The following is a 17,390-nucleotide window of genomic DNA, read 5'->3' as shown; positions in this document are numbered from 1 at the left end:
TAACGAGTTTAGGCTTTTATCATTTTTATGTTTGCATAGAACTATTAAAAATGATAAAAATGAAAATTGCTAACATCCTTATCCTGGTATTTTTTACGACCACAACATTGTTCGCCCAAGAGAATGGTGCCTTTAAAAAAGGAAATCAATTACTCAATATCGGTATTGGCGTAAACTCCTCTTATGACGGAGGCATACCTGTCGGTCTTTCTTATGAGCAGGGAATTACAGGTAGTATCAGCATTGGTGCAAATGCAGACTACCTCTCAAATGAATACCTGTCCCTCAAATTTACGGCCATTTACTTTGGCTTAAGAGCGTCTTATCATGTTAATCAATTATTAAAAATTAACAATAACAAGATAGATTTATACGGAGGGCCAACCCTTGGCTACAGAAGTTTTTCCTGGAAAGACAATGGTGAAGACCTGGGCGATAGTTACGGAAGCGGACTGTTTCTGGGCGCATACGTAGGAGGCAAATACTTCTTCAGCAATAACCTTGGCGCATTCACTGAGCTTGGCGCTATAGGCAGTACCAATGCCAGAATTGGAATAGCACTTAAATTTTAATTAAAAACATACTTTATGAAAAAGTCAATTTTTACACTACTAATGGTAGTCGCAGTTTTTGTTGCCTGCAAGAAGAATTCAGATAAAAAGCCTGATAATAACTCGCGCACAGTGCGTTATGAGATCACAGGAGCTTTTTCGGGACCAACACTGATGGTGTCATATACGACTGCTACAGGTGGTACGGCAAATGATCCGGTCGCATCGCTTCCATGGACAAAAGAAATTACTTACGCTACAAATGTAGCTGCAGCCATTGTCGCAATATCAGGAAATGGAGGAGTAGCCGGTCAAAAAGTAACAATTGTAGTCAAGAGAGGAGGCAGTCAGGTAGGAGTACCAATTGATGCAGTGGCTGATGCTTCAGGAAGTTTCTCTAAATCTGCTCCGGCTATAGTTTTTTAAATTTCTTTTAGAGACTTTACAGATCCTACGATAGATTTAGTAAATAAATTCGATAAACGTCATTAGAAGGTTATTAGGAAGTTTCAAAACGGTTTGGTTATAAGGTTTCCCCATCTGAAAATATGATAAACGGCACGGGGGTATGAACTTATAAAGTCTTATCCATACAAGAAAATCCAGAGTCTCGGAAAAAAATAAATAAATTATTGGAGTAAAAGTGCTGGGATAATAATAAAACGCCTGTAAATCAATATTTACAGGCATTTTAGTTAAATGTCACCCAGGTTAACCTCAGGTACCCCTGGTGAAATTTTCGTATGACTGATGTTGATACAATTATTGCTTAGCTAGCTTGTATAATTTACCACTGTCCGTTGCTGCATAAATAGCACCATCTTTACCGGTGGCTATGCAGCGCCAGCGTTCATTTTTATCGGAAAGCAAACGTTCTTCACCCACAACTTTGTTGTTTTTTATCACCAAACGAATGATGTGTTGTCCACTGAGTGCCCCTACAAATAGGTTATTTTTCCACTCAGCGATGTTACCAGTGTAAAACATCATGCAGCCTGGCGAGATAACGGGATCCCAATAGTAAACTGGCTGTACCGTACCTTCTTTTTGTTGTATACCATCATAGACCTTTTCACCACTGTATTCAATGCCGTAAGTTACGTAAGGCCACCCGTAGTTGCCGCCTGGTTTAATTAAGTTAATCTCGTCGCCACCACGTGGTCCAAATTCTGTCTCCCATAGGTCACCATTAACGGGGTTAATGGACAAACCATCTGGGTTACGAAAGCCATAGGCATATATCTCTGGCTTGGCATTCGCCTGGCCTATAAACGGGTTACTGGCAACAGGTTTGCCGTCTTTAGTAATATGGATAATTTTACCGGTGGTTGCGCTTAGGTCCTGCGCCTTAGCGCGAATATCATTAGATTGACGGTCACCAGAGCTGATGAAAATATTGCCTTGTTTATCAAACACCAAACGTGAACCAAACTGACCGGCACCTTTAAAACGCGGACTGGCTTCAAATATCACGCTCACGTTTTCCAGCTTTGTTTCATCGGCCGATAATTTTCCTTTAGCTACGGCTAAGGTAGCCCCCTCGCCCGGTTGCGCATAGGTCCAGTAAATCATGCGGTTTTTAGTAAAATCAGGATCAATGTTCACATCAAGCAAACCACCTTGTCCCTGAAATTGCACTTCCGGGAAACCGGTAATGGTTTTATCAATTTTACCGGCAGTTGTCAATATTTGCATAGTCCCCGGCTTACTGCTTATCAGTAAACGGCCGTCGGGTAAAGCATGCATGCCCCAGGGGCCCTTTAGCTCAGTGCTTATGACTTTTGCGGTATACGGAGTTTTGGTTTTAACGCTGCCGATACGGGTTTGCCCTGCGAAAGCAGGTTTATACTCGCTATTAGCCTTGTTTTTTTCAACCGGCTTACCGGTTTGTGCCATGCTGGATGCATTTAACGATAGAAGGGCAACGCCCAGGGTTAATGGTTTATAAATTTTCGAAAACATAATGCAATTTGGATTAATGTCAGGTAAGTTACAACCTTATGAGCTTAATGTTTGAATACAACGTGTTTTTTACACTAGTCACAACAGAGGGGGGCTTGAAATCATAAAATTTTTAGTTTTACAATTAGAATTAAGGCATTGAATTAGTTTTTTGTACCTTCGTGTCTTATGCAAAGACAACTATTCACATATTATAGTTTAGCGATTGGAATGATTGCCTGATTCCGGGTGTCTTGTTTCTAAAATTGCATGTTTGGTAGTTTCTGTATTACCAAAGGTGTTTTGTATGGGGCAAAGCATTCGGATGATAGATAATTAAGCAATTTTATTTCATCATTTTAAATTATAAGTAGTGAATAACTTATCATTATATGGTTGGAACGACAGTCTATTCCAACTCAAACAAACATCACAATACAAACATCTTTTTCATGGTCGTGTTTCTGCAGTAAACAAAACAAATTATGAGGTTATTACCGAAGGTGGTCTGCTGTTGTGCGAACTAACCGGCAATTTGCTTTATGGAAGGTCATTATTTGAACTTCCGTGTACAGGCGATTGGATTATTTTTCAACCTTTTGACGATAATAAAGGAATAATCGTTGATGTTTTACCGCGTAAACATACGCTGTTTCGGAAAAAGAGTGGTACAATATCCGACAGGCAAGCTATCGCATCCCATGTTGATAAGGTATTTATTGTACAAAGCCTTGATGCCAATTTCAGTGTTCGCCGAACGGAGCGTTTTATGGTTCAGGTATTAGAAGAAAATATTCAACCAGTATTGATACTCACTAAATCTGACTTGGAGTTTAGTCGCCATCAAGTAGATGAGTCGCTGAAACATATTGCCCGGCAAATACCAATATTTTTCACAAGTATTCTTTCTCCCGAGACAATACTCCCTGTGCGAAAATTTATCAGGCAAGGAGAATCGATTGTATTTGTAGGATCATCAGGGGTTGGGAAAAGTTCTTTAATCAATGTATTATGTGAACGGACAGTACTTCCCACATCTGAAATAAGCAAATCTTCAGGTAAAGGTCGGCATACCTCAACTAGAAGAGAAATGGTTCTGATGGATGATAGTGGTATTCTAATAGATACGCCGGGCGTAAGAGAATTTGGTTTAGCGTCAGATAATCCTGAGGCACTCGCAGATATATTCGATATTTCTGATTTCGCGGAATCCTGTCGTTTTGAGAACTGTACGCACGTCGATGAACCTGGCTGTGCAGTTGTTGAAGCTGTAAACAACGGTCTTTTAAAATTTGAAGTGTACAACAGTTACCTCAAATTGCGAAAAGAATCTTGGTATTTTTCTACTTCTGAACATGAAAAACGCAAAAGAGATAAATATTTTGCTAGAGTTTCAGATGAAGCTAAGAGAATAAAAAAACGTTGATCGTCCTATTATTCAGTACAGGTGTTCCATCTAATAATGGAGCACCTGTCTGGCTATCCTTTCTTTATAATAATGTGTGTCGCGTTCTCTCCAGCCACTTTTTGCACTTGATTATAGCCCAGCGCTGCCATATCCATTCCTGAGAATAAGTGTTCCCCTGAACCTAAGAAGACAGGTGAAATTGCTAAATGAAGTTCATCAATATGGCCCGCTTGCAGATATTGCCTTATCGTTGAAACCCCACCACCAATACGAATGTCTTTTCCGTTCGCTACTTTTTTTGCCTCTTTCAACGCAGATTCGATGCCATCGGTAATAAAATAAAACGTTGTTCCTCCTTTCATGGTCACTGGTTTTCTAGCATGATGCGTTAAAACAAATACTGGAACATGGTAAGGTGGTTCCTCGCCCCACCAACCCTTCCATTCATCATCTGGCCATGCTCCACGAACGGGTCCGAACATATTCCGCCCCAGTATCCAAGCTCCCATGTTCTCGAATGACTTCTCTACGAATTCATTATCTGTGCCTTCAGTTCCGTCATTTTTACCTCCCATCTTCCGAAACACTTTTGTTGGAAAAATCCAGTTGTGAAGTTCCTCACCTCTTAGTCCCAAAGGATTAGTTAGATCTTGTTTGGCGCCTGCACCAAATCCATCCAGGGAAATAGAAAAACATGCAACTTTTACTTTACTCATATTTAGATTCATTTTCAATTGGTTTTTAAGGTCTTGAGTTAATTTATATGCCTGCCGATCTCTTTTTATAATACAAATTTCGCTAGAAAAATTAATTTTTGGTGGTGTCTATACGACTAAATAAGGGCAGAATGCGACAAGTGTTCCTATGGATACTAATTTTTTTAAGATATTTTCTCCAAATTTGATTAATCAATTAAGTGATGAACTATAAGGAAACTAAGCCCCATCCGGCAATAGCTGATTATATTGATGCGTTTTGGACTACAACGAACGACGAAAGAAGCGCGGTGTTCGAAAAGATCTTACCTGATGGTTGTGTTGATATCATCTTAAATCTGGGCGAGGATTGTAAGACTGACAATGGACAATTCAATATTAAAAATGGAGAAATCTGTTTGGTGGGGACTATGAGACATTTCAAAATGACTGAGCTGAAAACGGAAACAAAACTTTTGGGAGTACGCTTCAAACCTTCTGCCTTTTCTGCTTTCTATAAATTCGGCTCGCTGCACGAGGCAACCGACAGTACTATAACACTTGACAAAGAACTTTCGCCCGACTTCAATCGGGTTATAACGGAATCTATCGGATATCTTAATCAGTTTTTTATTAAAAAGCTTAAACCACATCCAGCACCTATACTGATGCCTGTTATAGCTGACATTAAAAAACACAAAGGCATCATCAGTGTGGTTGAATTGACAAATCGGCATTTTACTACTGTAAGACAGCTGGAACGTCATTTCAAGCAGCATGTGGGAATCAGTCCAAAAGAATTTATTAATATAACCCGCTTTCAGTTTGTGCACGCTGCTATCCAGAAAAAATCATCAAAGAAAAGCATGTCGGAGATTGCCTTTGAACATGGTTATTACGATCATGCGCATTTGGCCAATGCTATAAAGAGTTACACGGGCGTTACACCTAACGAACTATAAAATTTGTCGCATTTTTCCAAAGTATGGATCAGTATTGTCAACTACATTTGCATCTATAATCTAAAGAAATCTACAGACATTATGGGCAATAGATCAGTACAGAACAAACTTAAGCATGAACAAATCCAATACATAGAGTTTCTCTCTAAAGATATTCAACTTGTTAAAAGGTTTTATACAGAATGTTTCAATTGGACTTTTACCGACTTTGGTACCAATTACACCGCTTTTGAAGGCGATTATATTGATGGTGGCTTTACTTCGGGCAGGCCTGTAAAAGGAAGCATATTAGTTATCCTTTATTCAAAGGATATTGAAACGACCAGAGAAAAAATTATTAAGGCCGGCGGTATAATATCACAAGATATTTTCAGTTTCCCAGGCGGTAGACGCTTTCAATTTATTGATCCGGATGGTAATGAGTTGGCAGTTTGGTCTGAATAAACGAAATATTAGAATACTAACTCATTAAATTTCCTCGATAATAGTACATTTGTGAGTACTAAGAAAAACTTCCCATATGGGAAGTTTTTCTATTTTAATTTGTATAGAGAACTGTAGAGATTATGACTGAAACAGAATACCTGGAGTTTTGTAAAAACCAAATTACAGGCCCATTAAAGGAAGAAGATATTATTACCATGCTAACCGCATGGGGTGCCATTAATTATTCACTTGGTTATAAAAATGCCTTACTTGATCATGATATTGAAGCTAATGAGTAGCGTGATGGTTTATGAGGATTAAATTAATATTGTAGCGTTTCGGCTAATGTATTCGTAAACTCTAATACAAACCAGAAACTTTTGATTATGAAAAACCCTACATCCGCAATTTCAGTATTACTTTTATTTTCCCTTAGCTTTTTCTCTTGTAAAAAAGACAGGAATGTAAATCCCGAAAATCTTATTAAGGGAAACTGGGAGGAAATGGACCTGAACGGATTGAAGCGATCTCTCAATTTTACCAAAGACAATAGCTTTTTTCTTAATATTGTCCTTAATGATGGAAGTAGCAGTCAGTTCATCGGATCTTACCAGATCCAAGGCGACAGATTAAAGATAACTACTACCGAAAAGCTGGAGCAGGAACAAGGAAAACCAGTTCAACGAACCCCTACGAATTACACACTCTACGAAAATGCCACCTTTAGTATTACTGGCGACATCCTTAAACTGAATTACACTAGCTACCCTGCCGACGCGCCGGTTAATACGCCCGCAAAATTCCGCAGACTGATCACGATTGATGAAGGTGGATTGACACCATAGGCTTACTAGACTGGAAAATCCGATGAAAGAAAACATTTTGTACACCTCCGTAGCTCCATTACTTGAATACTTTAATCGGTTAATCCCTTTAAGCAGCGAAGAAAAACAACTTGTAGCTGAACTATTTAAACCTCGGTTATACAGAAAAAGACAGTACGTTTTACAGGAGGGGGATGTTTGCTCTAGTTTTAACTTTGTAGTACGGGGGTGTTTGCGGATGTATAAAATTGACGATAAAGGAAATACTCACATTATACAGTTTGCGACAGAAAATTGGTGGCTAATGGATATTGGTAGTTTCCATGGAAAAGAACCGTCAGAACTTAATATAGACGCAATTGAGGATACAATGGTACTTCATATAAGTTATAATGACCTCATCAACTTATATACAAAGGGGCCAAAATTCAATCTGATATTCAGAGTGCTGATCGAAAACAGCTTTGTTTCACTGCAAAAGCGACTATTACAAAACATCAGTTCTACTGCCGAAGAACGTTATCTGTCGTTTATGCAAGATTATTCCCACTTAAATAATCGCCTACCTCAGGTGCAAATCGCATCATTTATAGGGATTACTCCTGAATTTTTAAGCAGACTCCGTAACAAGCTTGTAAAGCCAAAATCTTAAACCAGATCAATACTATTTCTTGATGCAGTTCATTGGCATGTGAGCTCTTTCTGATGCAATTTTGTGTTATCAATTTAATATAAACTTTAAAAGAAATAACAATGACAAATACATCAAAAGTAGCCGTAATCGGCTTAGGAAACATTGGCCAGGCAGTTGCTGCCAACCTTTCAAAAGCAAACAAAGCTTTCATTGTAGCCGACAGAAATGTAGAGAAAGCAGAAGAATTAGCTGCTAAATTAGGTAAGTCTGCTGTGCCAAGTGATATTGCATCGGCGGTAAAAGACGCCAATATTGTGGTTTTGGCTATTCCATTTGGCGCGATTAAGCCATTTATCTCAGAATATTCAGGTGACCTGGAAGGCAAAATCATTGTTGATCCATCCAATCCTATTGCGCCAGATGGAAACGGTGGGTTTAATAAAATCATTGATCAGAACCAATCTGCCGGCGAAATTAATGCAATAGCGTTACCTAAAAATGCAAAATTGGCGAAAGCGTTAGGAACATTGGGTGCTGCTTCGCTTAGCGGAGCCGCTTATCAATCTCCAGAAAAATCAGTATTGTTTTATGCAACAGATGATACAAACATCGATGCTGATGTAGAAGAATTAATTAAGGACAATGGATTTGATCCGGTTCGGGTAGGGGCAATCAATCAGTCAATTCGTATCGAGGTATTCGGTGATCTTCACGAATTCGGTGCATTGGGAAAAACTGTTACGGCATCGGAGGCAAAAGCCAAAATCTAATCTTGAACTACCCACATCTGGTCCTTAGTATGCCAGATGTGGATAGTTAGATAATTAGATAAATTACCCCTTTGCGGCGTCTTCCAAATCTTTGATAATGATCTTGGTCATCTTCATCATAACTTGCATTACGCGTTGGGCCTTTTCTACATCTTTATCTTGTAATAATTCCCCTAGTATAGCAGGCGATACCTGCCACGACAAACCAAATTTATCTTTTAACCATCCACACTGTGATGTTTCACCACCTCCAGCTACAAGGCTTTTCCAGTAGTAGTCAATTTCTTCCTGTGTATTGGCCTCAATAGAAAAAGAGACTGACTCGTTAAATTTGAACTGTGGACCTCCATTTAATAGTATAAACTGTTGATCTTCTATTTCCATATCGACAGCCAGTATTTCACCGCCAAAACCAGGTGCGTCTTTTGGATAATAGCTGGCATTAAGGACTTTTGAGTTTTTAAATACTGAGGTGTAAAAGTCAATTGCCTCTTTAACATTATGGTCTAACCACAAACAGGGTCTTATCTTTTTCATATTTGTTGATTTAAAATAATTCCAATGATGATCTTGTATGGAAACAAATTTAAAGTTCACCTGGTTTTCATAATATTTATTAATTTCATCTATGGCTAAGAATAAAACTGTTGCCACAAATCTGGATGTCCGTGATTTCCTGGAAAAAGTGGCAGACCCTTTAAAGCGAAAAGATTGTTATCTGATCGCCGCATTGATGGAAAAACAGACAGGATATGAACCTTCGATGTGGGGAACCTCAATCGTAGGCTTTGGTAGCTATCATTATAAATATGCCAGTGGTCATGAGGGAGATGCCCCTCTAATCGGATTTTCTCCGAGAAGTACTGCTATTGTTTTGTATGTTGCTTGTGATTTTGAAGATAAAGAAAACTTGCTGCTGCAATTGGGTAAACATAAAACAGGGAAAGGCTGTATTTATATTAAAAAACTGGCAGATGTTAATATACAAGTATTAACCAAGATGATAGATCAATCAGTGGCGCATATGAAAAATAAATAAGGTTAGAAGAAATGATAATAACGATTGATCAAAATATCACACTGGAACAAACAGCCGTGAAGCATGCAGAAGGTTTATTGGAAGCGATAAACAGCAGTCGGGCGCAACTATCTGAGTTTTTACCTTGGGTACCCAACATGCAGTCTGTAGGAGATCTTATAGCGTACATCAGGAAATGTGAGCAGCTTTATGAACAGGGTCTTGAAGTTAGCTTTGTGATTATGCTTGATAATCAACCAGTAGGCAGAATTGGTTTGCATTATTTGAATGTTTTTAATCAAAGTGGAGCAATTGGCTACTGGCTGGCAGAAAGTGCACAAGGCCGAGGTATTATGATCCGGTCTTGTAAAGCATTAATTGATTATGGTTTTAAGGAACTGGCATTACATCGTATTGAGATTAAAGCAGCTACTTTGAATTTGAAAAGTCAGGCAATTCCACGCAAACTGGGTTTTCAGCAAGAAGGGGTTTTAAGGCAATCCGAAAAGGTGAATGGTAAATTCTTAGACCTGGTTTTATATTCCATGCTCCATCACGAATGGAAGATGGATGCCTAATAAATGATTTAAGCGTGAGTTTTCCATTATAATGTTATTTTTGAAAAAAGTAATAGCTAACCACATAACTCAATTTTATATTGAAAACACTAGTATTAGGAGCCTCAGGACAACTAGGGCAATGCCTTAAGGCAGTTGCCTCAAATAGAAATATCGACACATTAGATTTCCCGGACGAAAGTGTCGCAAACATCCTTGATGTTGAGAAACTAAAGGCTTTGTTTGCCGAGAAAAAACCAGCATACGTAATCAATTGTGCTGCTTATACGGCTGTTGATAAAGCTGAAGATGATGTAGATCTGTGCAGATTAATAAACAAGCAGGGGGCATTAAATATCGCTTTGCTTTGTAAAGAGTTTGGTGCTAAATTAGTTCACGTTTCAACAGACTTTGTTTTTGAAGGAGCCATTCCAGAATTACTAAAGGAAGATGATTTAGCAGAACCCATTAGCATATATGGCTTAACTAAGCTTGAAGGCGAAACAGATATTATAGATAATCTTAAAGAACATTACATTATTCGCACCAGCTGGCTATATTCTGAGTATGCAAATAATTTTGTGAAAACAATGTTGAAACTAGGAGCGGACCGCGATGAGTTAAATATCATTGCGGATCAGATTGGCTCGCCAACTTATGCTATTGATTTGGCCGGTGCAATTTTGGATGTTATTGCTTCTGGCAAAACGGAATATGGGGTGTATCATTATAGCAATGAAGGATCAATCTCGTGGTTTGATTTTGCTAAAGGTATTTTTGATATCAGTAATACACAGGTAAAAGTTAGCCCGATTCCTACTTCTGCTTATCCGACAAGAGCTAGCCGACCTAAGTTCTCTGTAATGGACAAAACGAAGATAAAAGCAACTTTTGGAATCGAAGTACCTTATTGGAGAGACAGTTTGATTAAGTGTATTGAGCAATTATCTGTACTGGATAAAGCCTAAGCATGTGCTAAATAAACCATGATATAAAAAAAGAACGGAATTATATAAATATTTTTCCGTTCTTTTTCCAATCTTTGATCCGTAATGAAAAGAACACTGCTTACCATACTTGCCATTTTCTATTTGGGTGTTTCCAGTGGAGCAGCTGTGCACTTTCATTATTGCATGGACAAGCTGGTAAGCTGGAGCATGACAAAAAAATCCGGCAAATTATGTGATTTCTGTAAAATGCCTTTGGCAGAATCTAAAAAGAAATCATGCTGTAAAGATGTTAAGCACGAAGTAAAGGTTGAGAGTTCTCAAAAAGTAAACCAAGCGGTTTATAAATTCGATCAGCCATCTGTAGCCATTATATTACCCGAATTATTTGTTAATTATCAGGCCCCGGTGCCTGTTAAAATTATAAGGGAAGCATTAAGCAATGCACCACCTAATAGACAGCAAGTTCCTGTCTACCTAAAAAACTGTACCTACAGAATATAATACCCTCTTTCTTTTCTAATGCCTGGCACATTCGTGCCCTGGTTGCAGCATTACTGTAACCCCAAATTTTTTTATACCATTTTCTTTAAAACTTATTAAGATGAACTCATTAAGATCTCTTTTGGTAGTCGGCTTGACTTTCCTTGGTAGTGCTGTATTTGCACAATCTAAAACCGAAAAAATCAATGTATCTGGAAACTGTGGAATGTGTAAAAAACGCATTGAAACTGCCCTTAAAACTGAAGGTGTTAACACAGCTGTATGGGATGTAAAATCTAAAATATTAACGGTAAGCTACGATAGTGCCAAGATTACAACTGAAGGTATTCAACAAAAAATTGCCGCAGTTGGGCACGACACGCAAAAGGTTACTGCCAAACAAGAAAATTATAGCAAACTACCTTCATGCTGCCAATACGATAGAAAAAGTACAGACAAAAAATAACTAAAAGAAAGAGGGTTATTATAAATGGTACATAAAATTATAGAATGGTCGATGCGCAATAGATTTATTGTGCTGGTACTTTCCGCAGGGTTGTTTATATGGGGAGTTTTCTCCGTACAAAAAAATCCAATAGATGCGATTCCTGATCTTTCAGAAAATCAGGTAATCGTATTTACAGAGTGGATGGGCAGATCGCCACAGTTAATTGAAGATCAGGTGACTTACCCGCTGGTAACCAATTTGCAGGGGATTCCTAAAATTAAGTATGTAAGAGGTTCCTCCATGTTCGGGATGAGCTTTATCTACGTGATTTTTGAAGATGATGTTGATGTTTATTGGGCCAGAGAGCGGGTTTTGGAACGGATCAGTACCATATCCCGAACCTTGCCAGAAGGCGTATCTCCGCAACTTGGTCCTGATGGAACAGGAGTGGGTCATGTATTATGGTATACCTTAGATGCTCCTGAAATGGACTTGGGCGAGCAACGGGCAATACAGGATTGGTATGTAAAGTTCGCTTTGCAAACCGTTCCCGGAGTAAGTGAAATAGCCTCATTTGGTGGCTTTCAGAAACAATATCAAATCTCGATAGATCCAAACAAATTGCTGTATTATAAACTTACTGTGCCTCAGGTAATAGCCGCAGTTAGGAGCAATAATAACGAGTCGGGCGGACGAAAGTTTGAAATGAGCGACATGGGCTATATCATCAAAACATCGGGCTACCTCAAATCCATTGAAGAAATTTCGAATATCCCGGTAAAGAATCAGAATGGTACGCCAATAAAGGTGTCTGATCTGGCTACGGTTCAGATGACTGGAGAAACCCGATTAGGCATATTTGATCAGGATGGCAAGGGCGAGCGTGCAGGCGGTATTGTAGTAATGCGTTATGGCGAAAACGCTGCAGAGGTAATTGATCGGGTGAAAGAAAAGATGAAGGAAGTATCAAAAGGCTTGCCAAAAGGTGTAAAATTTGATATCGTGTATGATAGAGGTGAACTGATTAAAGAATCTGTAGACTCTATAAAAAATACGCTGATCGAAGAGATGATCGTAGTATCCCTAATCGTATTTGTATTCCTGTTTCATTGGCGCAGTGCACTAAGTATCATTATACAAATTCCTATTACTATTGCCGCAAGTTTTATCCTGCTCAATGCCTTTGATATTTCGTCCAACATTATGTCGCTAACCGGTATTGCACTGGCCATTGGGGTAATTGTAGACAATGGAATTATCATGAGTGAAAATGCTTATAAGCATTTGGCAGAACGATACGAACAGTGGGAAAAGGATCAAAATAAAACGACAGCATCATGATGAACTGGTTTAAAAATATGTTTCGCAAATCTCCGGATTGGATTAGCGAAGAAGATCGCCTCGCGGTGATCACTAAATCCAGCAAGCAGGTATCCAGAGGTGTATTCTTTGCTACGGTAATTATTATAACCTCTTTTTTACCGGTATTTATGCTAACCGGACAGGAGGGTAAGTTGTTTCACCCGCTGGCTTACACCAAAACATTTATCATGATTGTTGATGCTTTTTTGGTGATTACGCTGGCTCCTGTACTGATCTCTTTCTTTATGAAAGGGAAATTCAGACCTGATCATGCAAACCCGGTAAATAGAGTTTTAGAAAAGGTGTATGAGCCAATTATCAGAACGGTATTGAAATGGAGAAAAACAACTATTGCCATTAATATCATCGCTTTGCTAATTACAATTCCTTTGCTTAAAAATTTAGGCACGGAGTTTATACCACCATTAGATGAGCAAAGTATCTTGTTTATGCCGGTAACCCTGCCTGATGTTTCAAATGCAGAAGCAAAGCGGATATTGCAGGTACAGGATAAGATTATTAAATCGGTACCGGAAGTAGATAAGGTTCTTGGAAAAGCCGGAAGGGCAAATACCGCTACAGATAATTCGCCGATTAGTATGATCGAAACGATCATTACTTTGAAACCGAAAAGCGAATGGAGAAAAGGCATCACTAAAAAAGATATTGTGACGGAATTGGATGCCAAGCTTCAAATTCCGGGTGTGGTAAACGGGTGGACACAGCCAATTATCAACAGGATCAATATGCTGGCTACCGGTATCCGTACCGATGTAGGAATAAAAGTATTCGGACAAAATCTGGATACAATTGCTTCGGTGTCAGAAAAGGTAAAAGCAGCATTAGTAGGTACCCCTGGGGTAAGCGATTTATTTGTAGAGCCTATTACAGGGGGTAAATACCTGTCTATTGATGTAAAAAGAGAAGAGTTGGCCAGGTATGGCTTAAACGTAGATGACGTTAATCAGGTTGTTGAAAGTGCACTTGGTGGAGCAACTATTGGCAATACTATTGAAGGCAGACAGCGCTTTTCTATAAGCGTACGCCTTGCTCAGGAATACCGCAACAGTGTAGAACGCATTAAAAGAATCCCTATTCAATCAGCTTCCTTTGGTGAAGTTCCTTTATCGGCAGTGGCCGATGTGAAGTTTGAAGATGGGCCGCCAATGATCAGCTCTGATAATGCTATTCTGCGTGGTGCTGTAATGTTTAACGTTCGCGATAGAGATTTGGGCAGCACGGTTAAGGATGCAATGGAGAAGCTGAATAAAGAGAAGGGGGTTCTTCCCGAGGGGTATTTTCTGGAATGGAGTGGACAGTATGAAAACCTGATAAGGGGTAAGCAAACACTGATGTGGATTGCTCCGGTGGTTTTGGTGATCATTTTCTTCTCTCTGTATTTTGCATTTCGCTCTATTAGAGAAGCTTTTTTAAGTCTGATTACGGTTCCTTTTGCCTTAATTGGGGGGGCTTACATGATCTATTTCTGGGGAGTGAATTTGTCTGTTGGTGTAGCCGTTGGTTTTATAGCCCTGTTCGGGATTGCTGTGGAAACAGGGATTGTGATGGTAATTTACCTGAATGATGCCATGCAGCAGCTGATCAAATTAAAAGGGAATTCGAGCGAGACCATTACCAAGGAAGACCTTAGAGAATATGTAATTCATGGTGCAGCAAAAAGGTTGAGACCCAAGCTTATGACAGTTTGTGTGTCGCTATTCGGATTGGTACCCGTGTTATGGGCCAGTGGTGTTGGGGTAGATGTAATGCAACCAATAGTGCTGCCAATGATAGGTGGGGTACTAACTTCTTCCACACACATTCTGTTGGTTACACCGCTTATCTTTTTAATGTCCAAAGAGTATGAATTGAGGAAATATGGAAAACTGGAGGTTCACGATGTACATCATTAAAAAATTAACATGGATATTGTTGCTGCTGCCATTTTACACAACAGCACAACAAAAACAGGTGCTTTCCTTGGATACGATTTTGCACCGTATAGATAAAAACAATCTGTTGCTGCAGTCGTATGGTTTAAAGGCCGAGAGCTATAAACATACCGCTAAAGCGGCAACTGCCTGGATGGCACCAATGATTGGTGTAGGTACATTTATGACCCCTTATCCCGGTCAGGAACTTATGGACGACAGGGATAAAGGATCTGTAATGATACAGCTGGAACAGGATATCCCAAACCTATCTAAATTAAATGCCAACAAACGCTATATCGAATCTAAGGGTAAGGCAGAGAATGAAACCCGCGGCATTACCTTAAATGAATATAAAACGCAGGCAAAAAGGCTGTATTTCGGTTGGCTGGTTGCAGTACAAAAAATAGAAGTGCTGAAACAGAATGAGAAAATTATGCAGACCATGAAGAAGATTGAAGAGATCAGGTATCCTTTTAATCAATCGAAATTAGGTAGCGTATATAAAACCACTGCAAAACTGGAGGAAAACAAAAACATGATCCGCATGCAGGAAGGCGATATTGCTAAATCCAGAGCCTGGTTAAATAGTTTAATGAACCAGCCGGGAAATGCAGATATAGCTATTGATACCAATTATCAGCCAAAGTTTGTACAGGCAGATGCTATTGATACCGGGAGTTTGGCGTTGGCCAGAAATGATATTAAGAAGATGGATTACAATATCCAATCTATGCAGCTGAATATTGAAGCAATGAAAAAACAAAGCAGACCCGATTTTAAGCTGCGGTTCGATCATATGTCGCCTTTAACCAAGATGATGCCGAAGGCTTTTAGTGTAATGGGGATGGTAAGTATCCCGATTGCCCCGTGGTCTTCAAAAATGTATAAATCGGAAGTAAAAGGAATGGAATACGAAGTGCAGGCGATGGATAAAGAAAAGGCTGCCATGTTACAGGAAACCCAAGGGATGCTGTATGGTATGCAATTCGAAATCCAATCTATGCAAAAGCGTATCGATGCTATGGAAAGCAAGATTATTCCCGCACTGCAAAAATCACTGGATGTTAACTTTTTGAATTACCGTGAAAATAAAATGGAACTGCCTGAGGTAATTGATTCATGGGAGGCCCTTACTATGATGCAAACCAGCGTTTTGGATGAGAAATTGAAACTTTATTTAATGATAGCCGATTATGAGAAAGAATTATATCGCTAAGCGGCATACCTACGTATGGCTTGCAATGGTCCTGATCGGCGCGTTGGTAATCAGCTCTTGCAACAGGGGGAAAGACAATAAGCACATGAATCATGATGATCCTGGTGTTGTAAAAATTGACAGTAACCTTTCTCATTTGCTGAAACCTTCAAATGAGCAGGTGGTATCTACGCTCCCGGTAATTAAGGCTGAATATGGAACCAAAATATTTACAGAAGAGGCTCAGGGCATAATCAATTACGATACAAGAAATCAGAACAGCATTGCCAGCAGAGTGAGTGGAAGAATAGAACGTTTGCTGATTAAATACAATTACCAACCTGTTAAAAAAGGGCAATTGATAATGGAGGTCTATTCACCGGATTTGGCAGCCGCACAACAGGAATTACTATTCCTGAAAGGTACAGGGACTGATCAGACGATGCTCCAGGGGGCAAAACAACGATTGATGTTGTTGGGAATGAGTGCTGCCAGTATTAATCAGCTAATAAAAACAGGAAAGGTAAACTACCGCATTCCGGTGTATAGCAATGCTGATGGGTACATACTTGAAAAATCTACGGCACCAGTTGCAGCACCAAGTGTAGCTGTGCCATCATCTGGTGGAAATGGAATGGACAATATGGGAGGCGGAGGAAGCTCATCTGCGGCTACTCCTGTAAGTGCCGCGCCTGTAAATTCCCCTGTGTTATTACGTGCAGGACAATATGTGAGTGCCGGACAATCGCTTTTTACCATCTATAACGCTAATCAGCTGATCGCTGAATTCTCCTTAAAGCCTGCTCTGGCATCGCTCATAAAAAAGGGCGATCATTTTTTATTCTATAAAACGGCTGATAAAAGTACTATTCAGAATGCTAGCATAGGTATGATACAGCCTGTTTTTAAAGATGGGGTAAACTTTACTATTGCCCGCACTTACCTTAATAAACCAAACTTTAGGGTAGGTGAGCTGCTAACTGCCAGAATTCCTGTATTGCTTCATGCCTCATGGTGGCTGCCAGAATCGGCTGCGATATCGCTGGGTAATAAAACAGTGGTTTTTAAAAAGGAAGGGAATGTTGTTATCCCTAAAGTGGTAAAGTCGGGGATTACCATTGCCGGAATGATACAGATTAAAGAAGACATCGGCAGCTGGGAGGTAAGTAAAAAAGCGGCTTATCTGGTAGATAGCGAAAGCTTCATAAAAATGACTGAGAACAAAGGAAATTAAG

The 17,390-nt window shown here is 39.4% G+C and carries 21 protein-coding genes; 18 read left to right on the top strand and 3 right to left on the bottom strand.

What is annotated here, in order from left to right:
- Positions 1-59 precede the first annotated feature (59 nt).
- Positions 60-572 (top strand): hypothetical protein, encoded by a 513-nt coding sequence (locus tag HQN86_RS08365; RefSeq protein ID WP_172660558.1) that lies wholly within the window; start codon positions 60-62, stop codon positions 570-572.
- 15 nt (positions 573-587) lie between these two features.
- Complete coding sequence (locus HQN86_RS08360) at positions 588-977, top strand: hypothetical protein (protein ID WP_172660557.1); 390 nt, start codon at positions 588-590, stop codon at positions 975-977.
- Between the two features lie 336 nt (positions 978-1,313).
- Here HQN86_RS08360 and HQN86_RS08355 read toward each other — a convergent pair whose 3' ends face one another.
- On the bottom strand, positions 1,314-2,513 hold the full coding sequence (locus HQN86_RS08355; protein WP_246269517.1) for a PQQ-dependent sugar dehydrogenase: 1,200 nt from the start codon (positions 2,511-2,513) through the stop codon (positions 1,314-1,316).
- A 352-nt stretch (positions 2,514-2,865) separates the two neighbouring features.
- Here HQN86_RS08355 and rsgA point away from each other — a divergent pair, with 352 nt between their 5' ends.
- The gene (rsgA, locus tag HQN86_RS08350; RefSeq protein WP_172660556.1) at positions 2,866-3,918 is read left to right on the top strand and encodes a ribosome small subunit-dependent GTPase A; all 1,053 of its coding nucleotides are present in this window, start codon (positions 2,866-2,868) and stop codon (positions 3,916-3,918) included.
- 53 nt (positions 3,919-3,971) lie between these two features.
- Here the strand turns inward: rsgA and HQN86_RS08345 are convergent, their stop codons facing one another.
- Positions 3,972-4,616, bottom strand: coding sequence for a dihydrofolate reductase family protein (locus HQN86_RS08345; RefSeq protein WP_172660555.1), 645 nt, complete (start codon positions 4,614-4,616; stop codon positions 3,972-3,974).
- Between the two features lie 203 nt (positions 4,617-4,819).
- Here HQN86_RS08345 and HQN86_RS08340 point away from each other — a divergent pair, with 203 nt between their 5' ends.
- The 6 genes from HQN86_RS08340 (at position 4,820) to HQN86_RS08315 (ending at position 8,211) form a co-directional block, all read left to right on the top strand.
- Positions 4,820-5,557: a DUF6597 domain-containing transcriptional factor gene (locus HQN86_RS08340; protein ID WP_172660554.1), complete on the top strand. Its 738-nt coding sequence runs from the start codon at positions 4,820-4,822 to the stop codon at positions 5,555-5,557.
- Between the two features lie 81 nt (positions 5,558-5,638).
- Entirely contained in the window at positions 5,639-6,001 is a 363-nt protein-coding gene (locus HQN86_RS08335; protein ID WP_172660553.1) for a VOC family protein, read from the top strand.
- Positions 6,002-6,123: 122 nt separating this feature from the next.
- The gene (locus tag HQN86_RS08330) at positions 6,124-6,282 is read left to right on the top strand and encodes a hypothetical protein (RefSeq protein WP_161662271.1); all 159 of its coding nucleotides are present in this window, start codon (positions 6,124-6,126) and stop codon (positions 6,280-6,282) included.
- Positions 6,283-6,369: 87 nt separating this feature from the next.
- On the top strand, positions 6,370-6,828 hold the full coding sequence (locus HQN86_RS08325) for a hypothetical protein (protein ID WP_172660552.1): 459 nt from the start codon (positions 6,370-6,372) through the stop codon (positions 6,826-6,828).
- Positions 6,829-6,850: 22 nt separating this feature from the next.
- Complete coding sequence (locus HQN86_RS08320; protein ID WP_172660551.1) at positions 6,851-7,459, top strand: Crp/Fnr family transcriptional regulator; 609 nt, start codon at positions 6,851-6,853, stop codon at positions 7,457-7,459.
- A gap of 101 nt (positions 7,460-7,560) precedes the next feature.
- Complete coding sequence (locus HQN86_RS08315) at positions 7,561-8,211, top strand: NADPH-dependent F420 reductase (protein ID WP_172660550.1); 651 nt, start codon at positions 7,561-7,563, stop codon at positions 8,209-8,211.
- A gap of 63 nt (positions 8,212-8,274) precedes the next feature.
- On the opposite strand, the gene HQN86_RS08310 is transcribed toward HQN86_RS08315, so the two are convergent.
- Complete coding sequence (locus tag HQN86_RS08310; protein WP_172660549.1) at positions 8,275-8,748, bottom strand: VOC family protein; 474 nt, start codon at positions 8,746-8,748, stop codon at positions 8,275-8,277.
- A gap of 91 nt (positions 8,749-8,839) precedes the next feature.
- Between HQN86_RS08310 and HQN86_RS08305 the strand changes: the two genes are divergently transcribed.
- From HQN86_RS08305 to HQN86_RS08265, 9 genes are all read left to right on the top strand, one after another.
- Complete coding sequence (locus HQN86_RS08305) at positions 8,840-9,250, top strand: DUF1801 domain-containing protein (RefSeq protein WP_172660548.1); 411 nt, start codon at positions 8,840-8,842, stop codon at positions 9,248-9,250.
- A gap of 11 nt (positions 9,251-9,261) precedes the next feature.
- Entirely contained in the window at positions 9,262-9,807 is a 546-nt protein-coding gene (locus tag HQN86_RS08300; protein ID WP_172660547.1) for a GNAT family N-acetyltransferase, read from the top strand.
- 80 nt (positions 9,808-9,887) lie between these two features.
- Positions 9,888-10,754: a dTDP-4-dehydrorhamnose reductase gene (rfbD, locus tag HQN86_RS08295; RefSeq protein ID WP_172660546.1), complete on the top strand. Its 867-nt coding sequence runs from the start codon at positions 9,888-9,890 to the stop codon at positions 10,752-10,754.
- Positions 10,755-10,838: 84 nt separating this feature from the next.
- The gene (locus HQN86_RS08290; protein ID WP_172660545.1) at positions 10,839-11,237 is read left to right on the top strand and encodes an HYC_CC_PP family protein; all 399 of its coding nucleotides are present in this window, start codon (positions 10,839-10,841) and stop codon (positions 11,235-11,237) included.
- Positions 11,238-11,337: 100 nt separating this feature from the next.
- The gene (locus HQN86_RS08285; protein WP_172660544.1) at positions 11,338-11,682 is read left to right on the top strand and encodes a heavy-metal-associated domain-containing protein; all 345 of its coding nucleotides are present in this window, start codon (positions 11,338-11,340) and stop codon (positions 11,680-11,682) included.
- A gap of 24 nt (positions 11,683-11,706) precedes the next feature.
- Positions 11,707-13,005 (top strand): efflux RND transporter permease subunit, encoded by a 1,299-nt coding sequence (locus HQN86_RS08280; RefSeq protein WP_172660543.1) that lies wholly within the window; start codon positions 11,707-11,709, stop codon positions 13,003-13,005.
- Entirely contained in the window at positions 13,002-14,939 is a 1,938-nt protein-coding gene (locus HQN86_RS08275) for an efflux RND transporter permease subunit (RefSeq protein ID WP_172660542.1), read from the top strand. The genes HQN86_RS08280 and HQN86_RS08275 overlap by 4 nt, the downstream gene beginning before the upstream one ends.
- The gene (locus tag HQN86_RS08270; protein ID WP_246269514.1) at positions 14,905-16,176 is read left to right on the top strand and encodes a TolC family protein; all 1,272 of its coding nucleotides are present in this window, start codon (positions 14,905-14,907) and stop codon (positions 16,174-16,176) included. The genes HQN86_RS08275 and HQN86_RS08270 overlap by 35 nt, the downstream gene beginning before the upstream one ends.
- The gene (locus tag HQN86_RS08265; RefSeq protein ID WP_172660541.1) at positions 16,154-17,389 is read left to right on the top strand and encodes an efflux RND transporter periplasmic adaptor subunit; all 1,236 of its coding nucleotides are present in this window, start codon (positions 16,154-16,156) and stop codon (positions 17,387-17,389) included. Before HQN86_RS08270 ends, HQN86_RS08265 begins: the two co-directional genes overlap by 23 nt.
- The last annotated feature ends 1 nt before the right edge of the window (position 17,390 follow it).

It is taken from the genome of Pedobacter panaciterrae, assembly GCF_013204795.1.
GTDB lineage: Bacteria > Bacteroidota > Bacteroidia > Sphingobacteriales > Sphingobacteriaceae > Pedobacter > Pedobacter panaciterrae.
This window is presented reverse-complemented; position numbering and strand designations above follow the sequence as displayed.

Coding starts and splice junctions, on each gene's coding strand:
- HQN86_RS08365 (WP_172660558.1), top strand. CDS start 60: ATGAAAATTGCTAACATCCTTATCCTGGTATTTTTTACGACCACAACA.
- HQN86_RS08360 (WP_172660557.1), top strand. CDS start 588: ATGAAAAAGTCAATTTTTACACTACTAATGGTAGTCGCAGTTTTTGTT.
- HQN86_RS08355 (WP_246269517.1), bottom strand. CDS start 2,513: ATGTTTTCGAAAATTTATAAACCATTAACCCTGGGCGTTGCCCTTCTA.
- HQN86_RS08345 (WP_172660555.1), bottom strand. CDS start 4,616: ATGAGTAAAGTAAAAGTTGCATGTTTTTCTATTTCCCTGGATGGATTT.
- HQN86_RS08340 (WP_172660554.1), top strand. CDS start 4,820: ATGAACTATAAGGAAACTAAGCCCCATCCGGCAATAGCTGATTATATT.
- HQN86_RS08335 (WP_172660553.1), top strand. CDS start 5,639: ATGGGCAATAGATCAGTACAGAACAAACTTAAGCATGAACAAATCCAA.
- HQN86_RS08330 (WP_161662271.1), top strand. CDS start 6,124: ATGACTGAAACAGAATACCTGGAGTTTTGTAAAAACCAAATTACAGGC.
- HQN86_RS08325 (WP_172660552.1), top strand. CDS start 6,370: ATGAAAAACCCTACATCCGCAATTTCAGTATTACTTTTATTTTCCCTT.
- HQN86_RS08320 (WP_172660551.1), top strand. CDS start 6,851: ATGAAAGAAAACATTTTGTACACCTCCGTAGCTCCATTACTTGAATAC.
- HQN86_RS08315 (WP_172660550.1), top strand. CDS start 7,561: ATGACAAATACATCAAAAGTAGCCGTAATCGGCTTAGGAAACATTGGC.
- HQN86_RS08310 (WP_172660549.1), bottom strand. CDS start 8,748: ATGAAAAAGATAAGACCCTGTTTGTGGTTAGACCATAATGTTAAAGAG.
- HQN86_RS08305 (WP_172660548.1), top strand. CDS start 8,840: ATGGCTAAGAATAAAACTGTTGCCACAAATCTGGATGTCCGTGATTTC.
- HQN86_RS08300 (WP_172660547.1), top strand. CDS start 9,262: ATGATAATAACGATTGATCAAAATATCACACTGGAACAAACAGCCGTG.
- HQN86_RS08290 (WP_172660545.1), top strand. CDS start 10,839: ATGAAAAGAACACTGCTTACCATACTTGCCATTTTCTATTTGGGTGTT.
- HQN86_RS08285 (WP_172660544.1), top strand. CDS start 11,338: ATGAACTCATTAAGATCTCTTTTGGTAGTCGGCTTGACTTTCCTTGGT.
- HQN86_RS08280 (WP_172660543.1), top strand. CDS start 11,707: ATGGTACATAAAATTATAGAATGGTCGATGCGCAATAGATTTATTGTG.
- HQN86_RS08275 (WP_172660542.1), top strand. CDS start 13,002: ATGATGAACTGGTTTAAAAATATGTTTCGCAAATCTCCGGATTGGATT.
- HQN86_RS08270 (WP_246269514.1), top strand. CDS start 14,905: ATGGAAAACTGGAGGTTCACGATGTACATCATTAAAAAATTAACATGG.
- HQN86_RS08265 (WP_172660541.1), top strand. CDS start 16,154: ATGAGAAAGAATTATATCGCTAAGCGGCATACCTACGTATGGCTTGCA.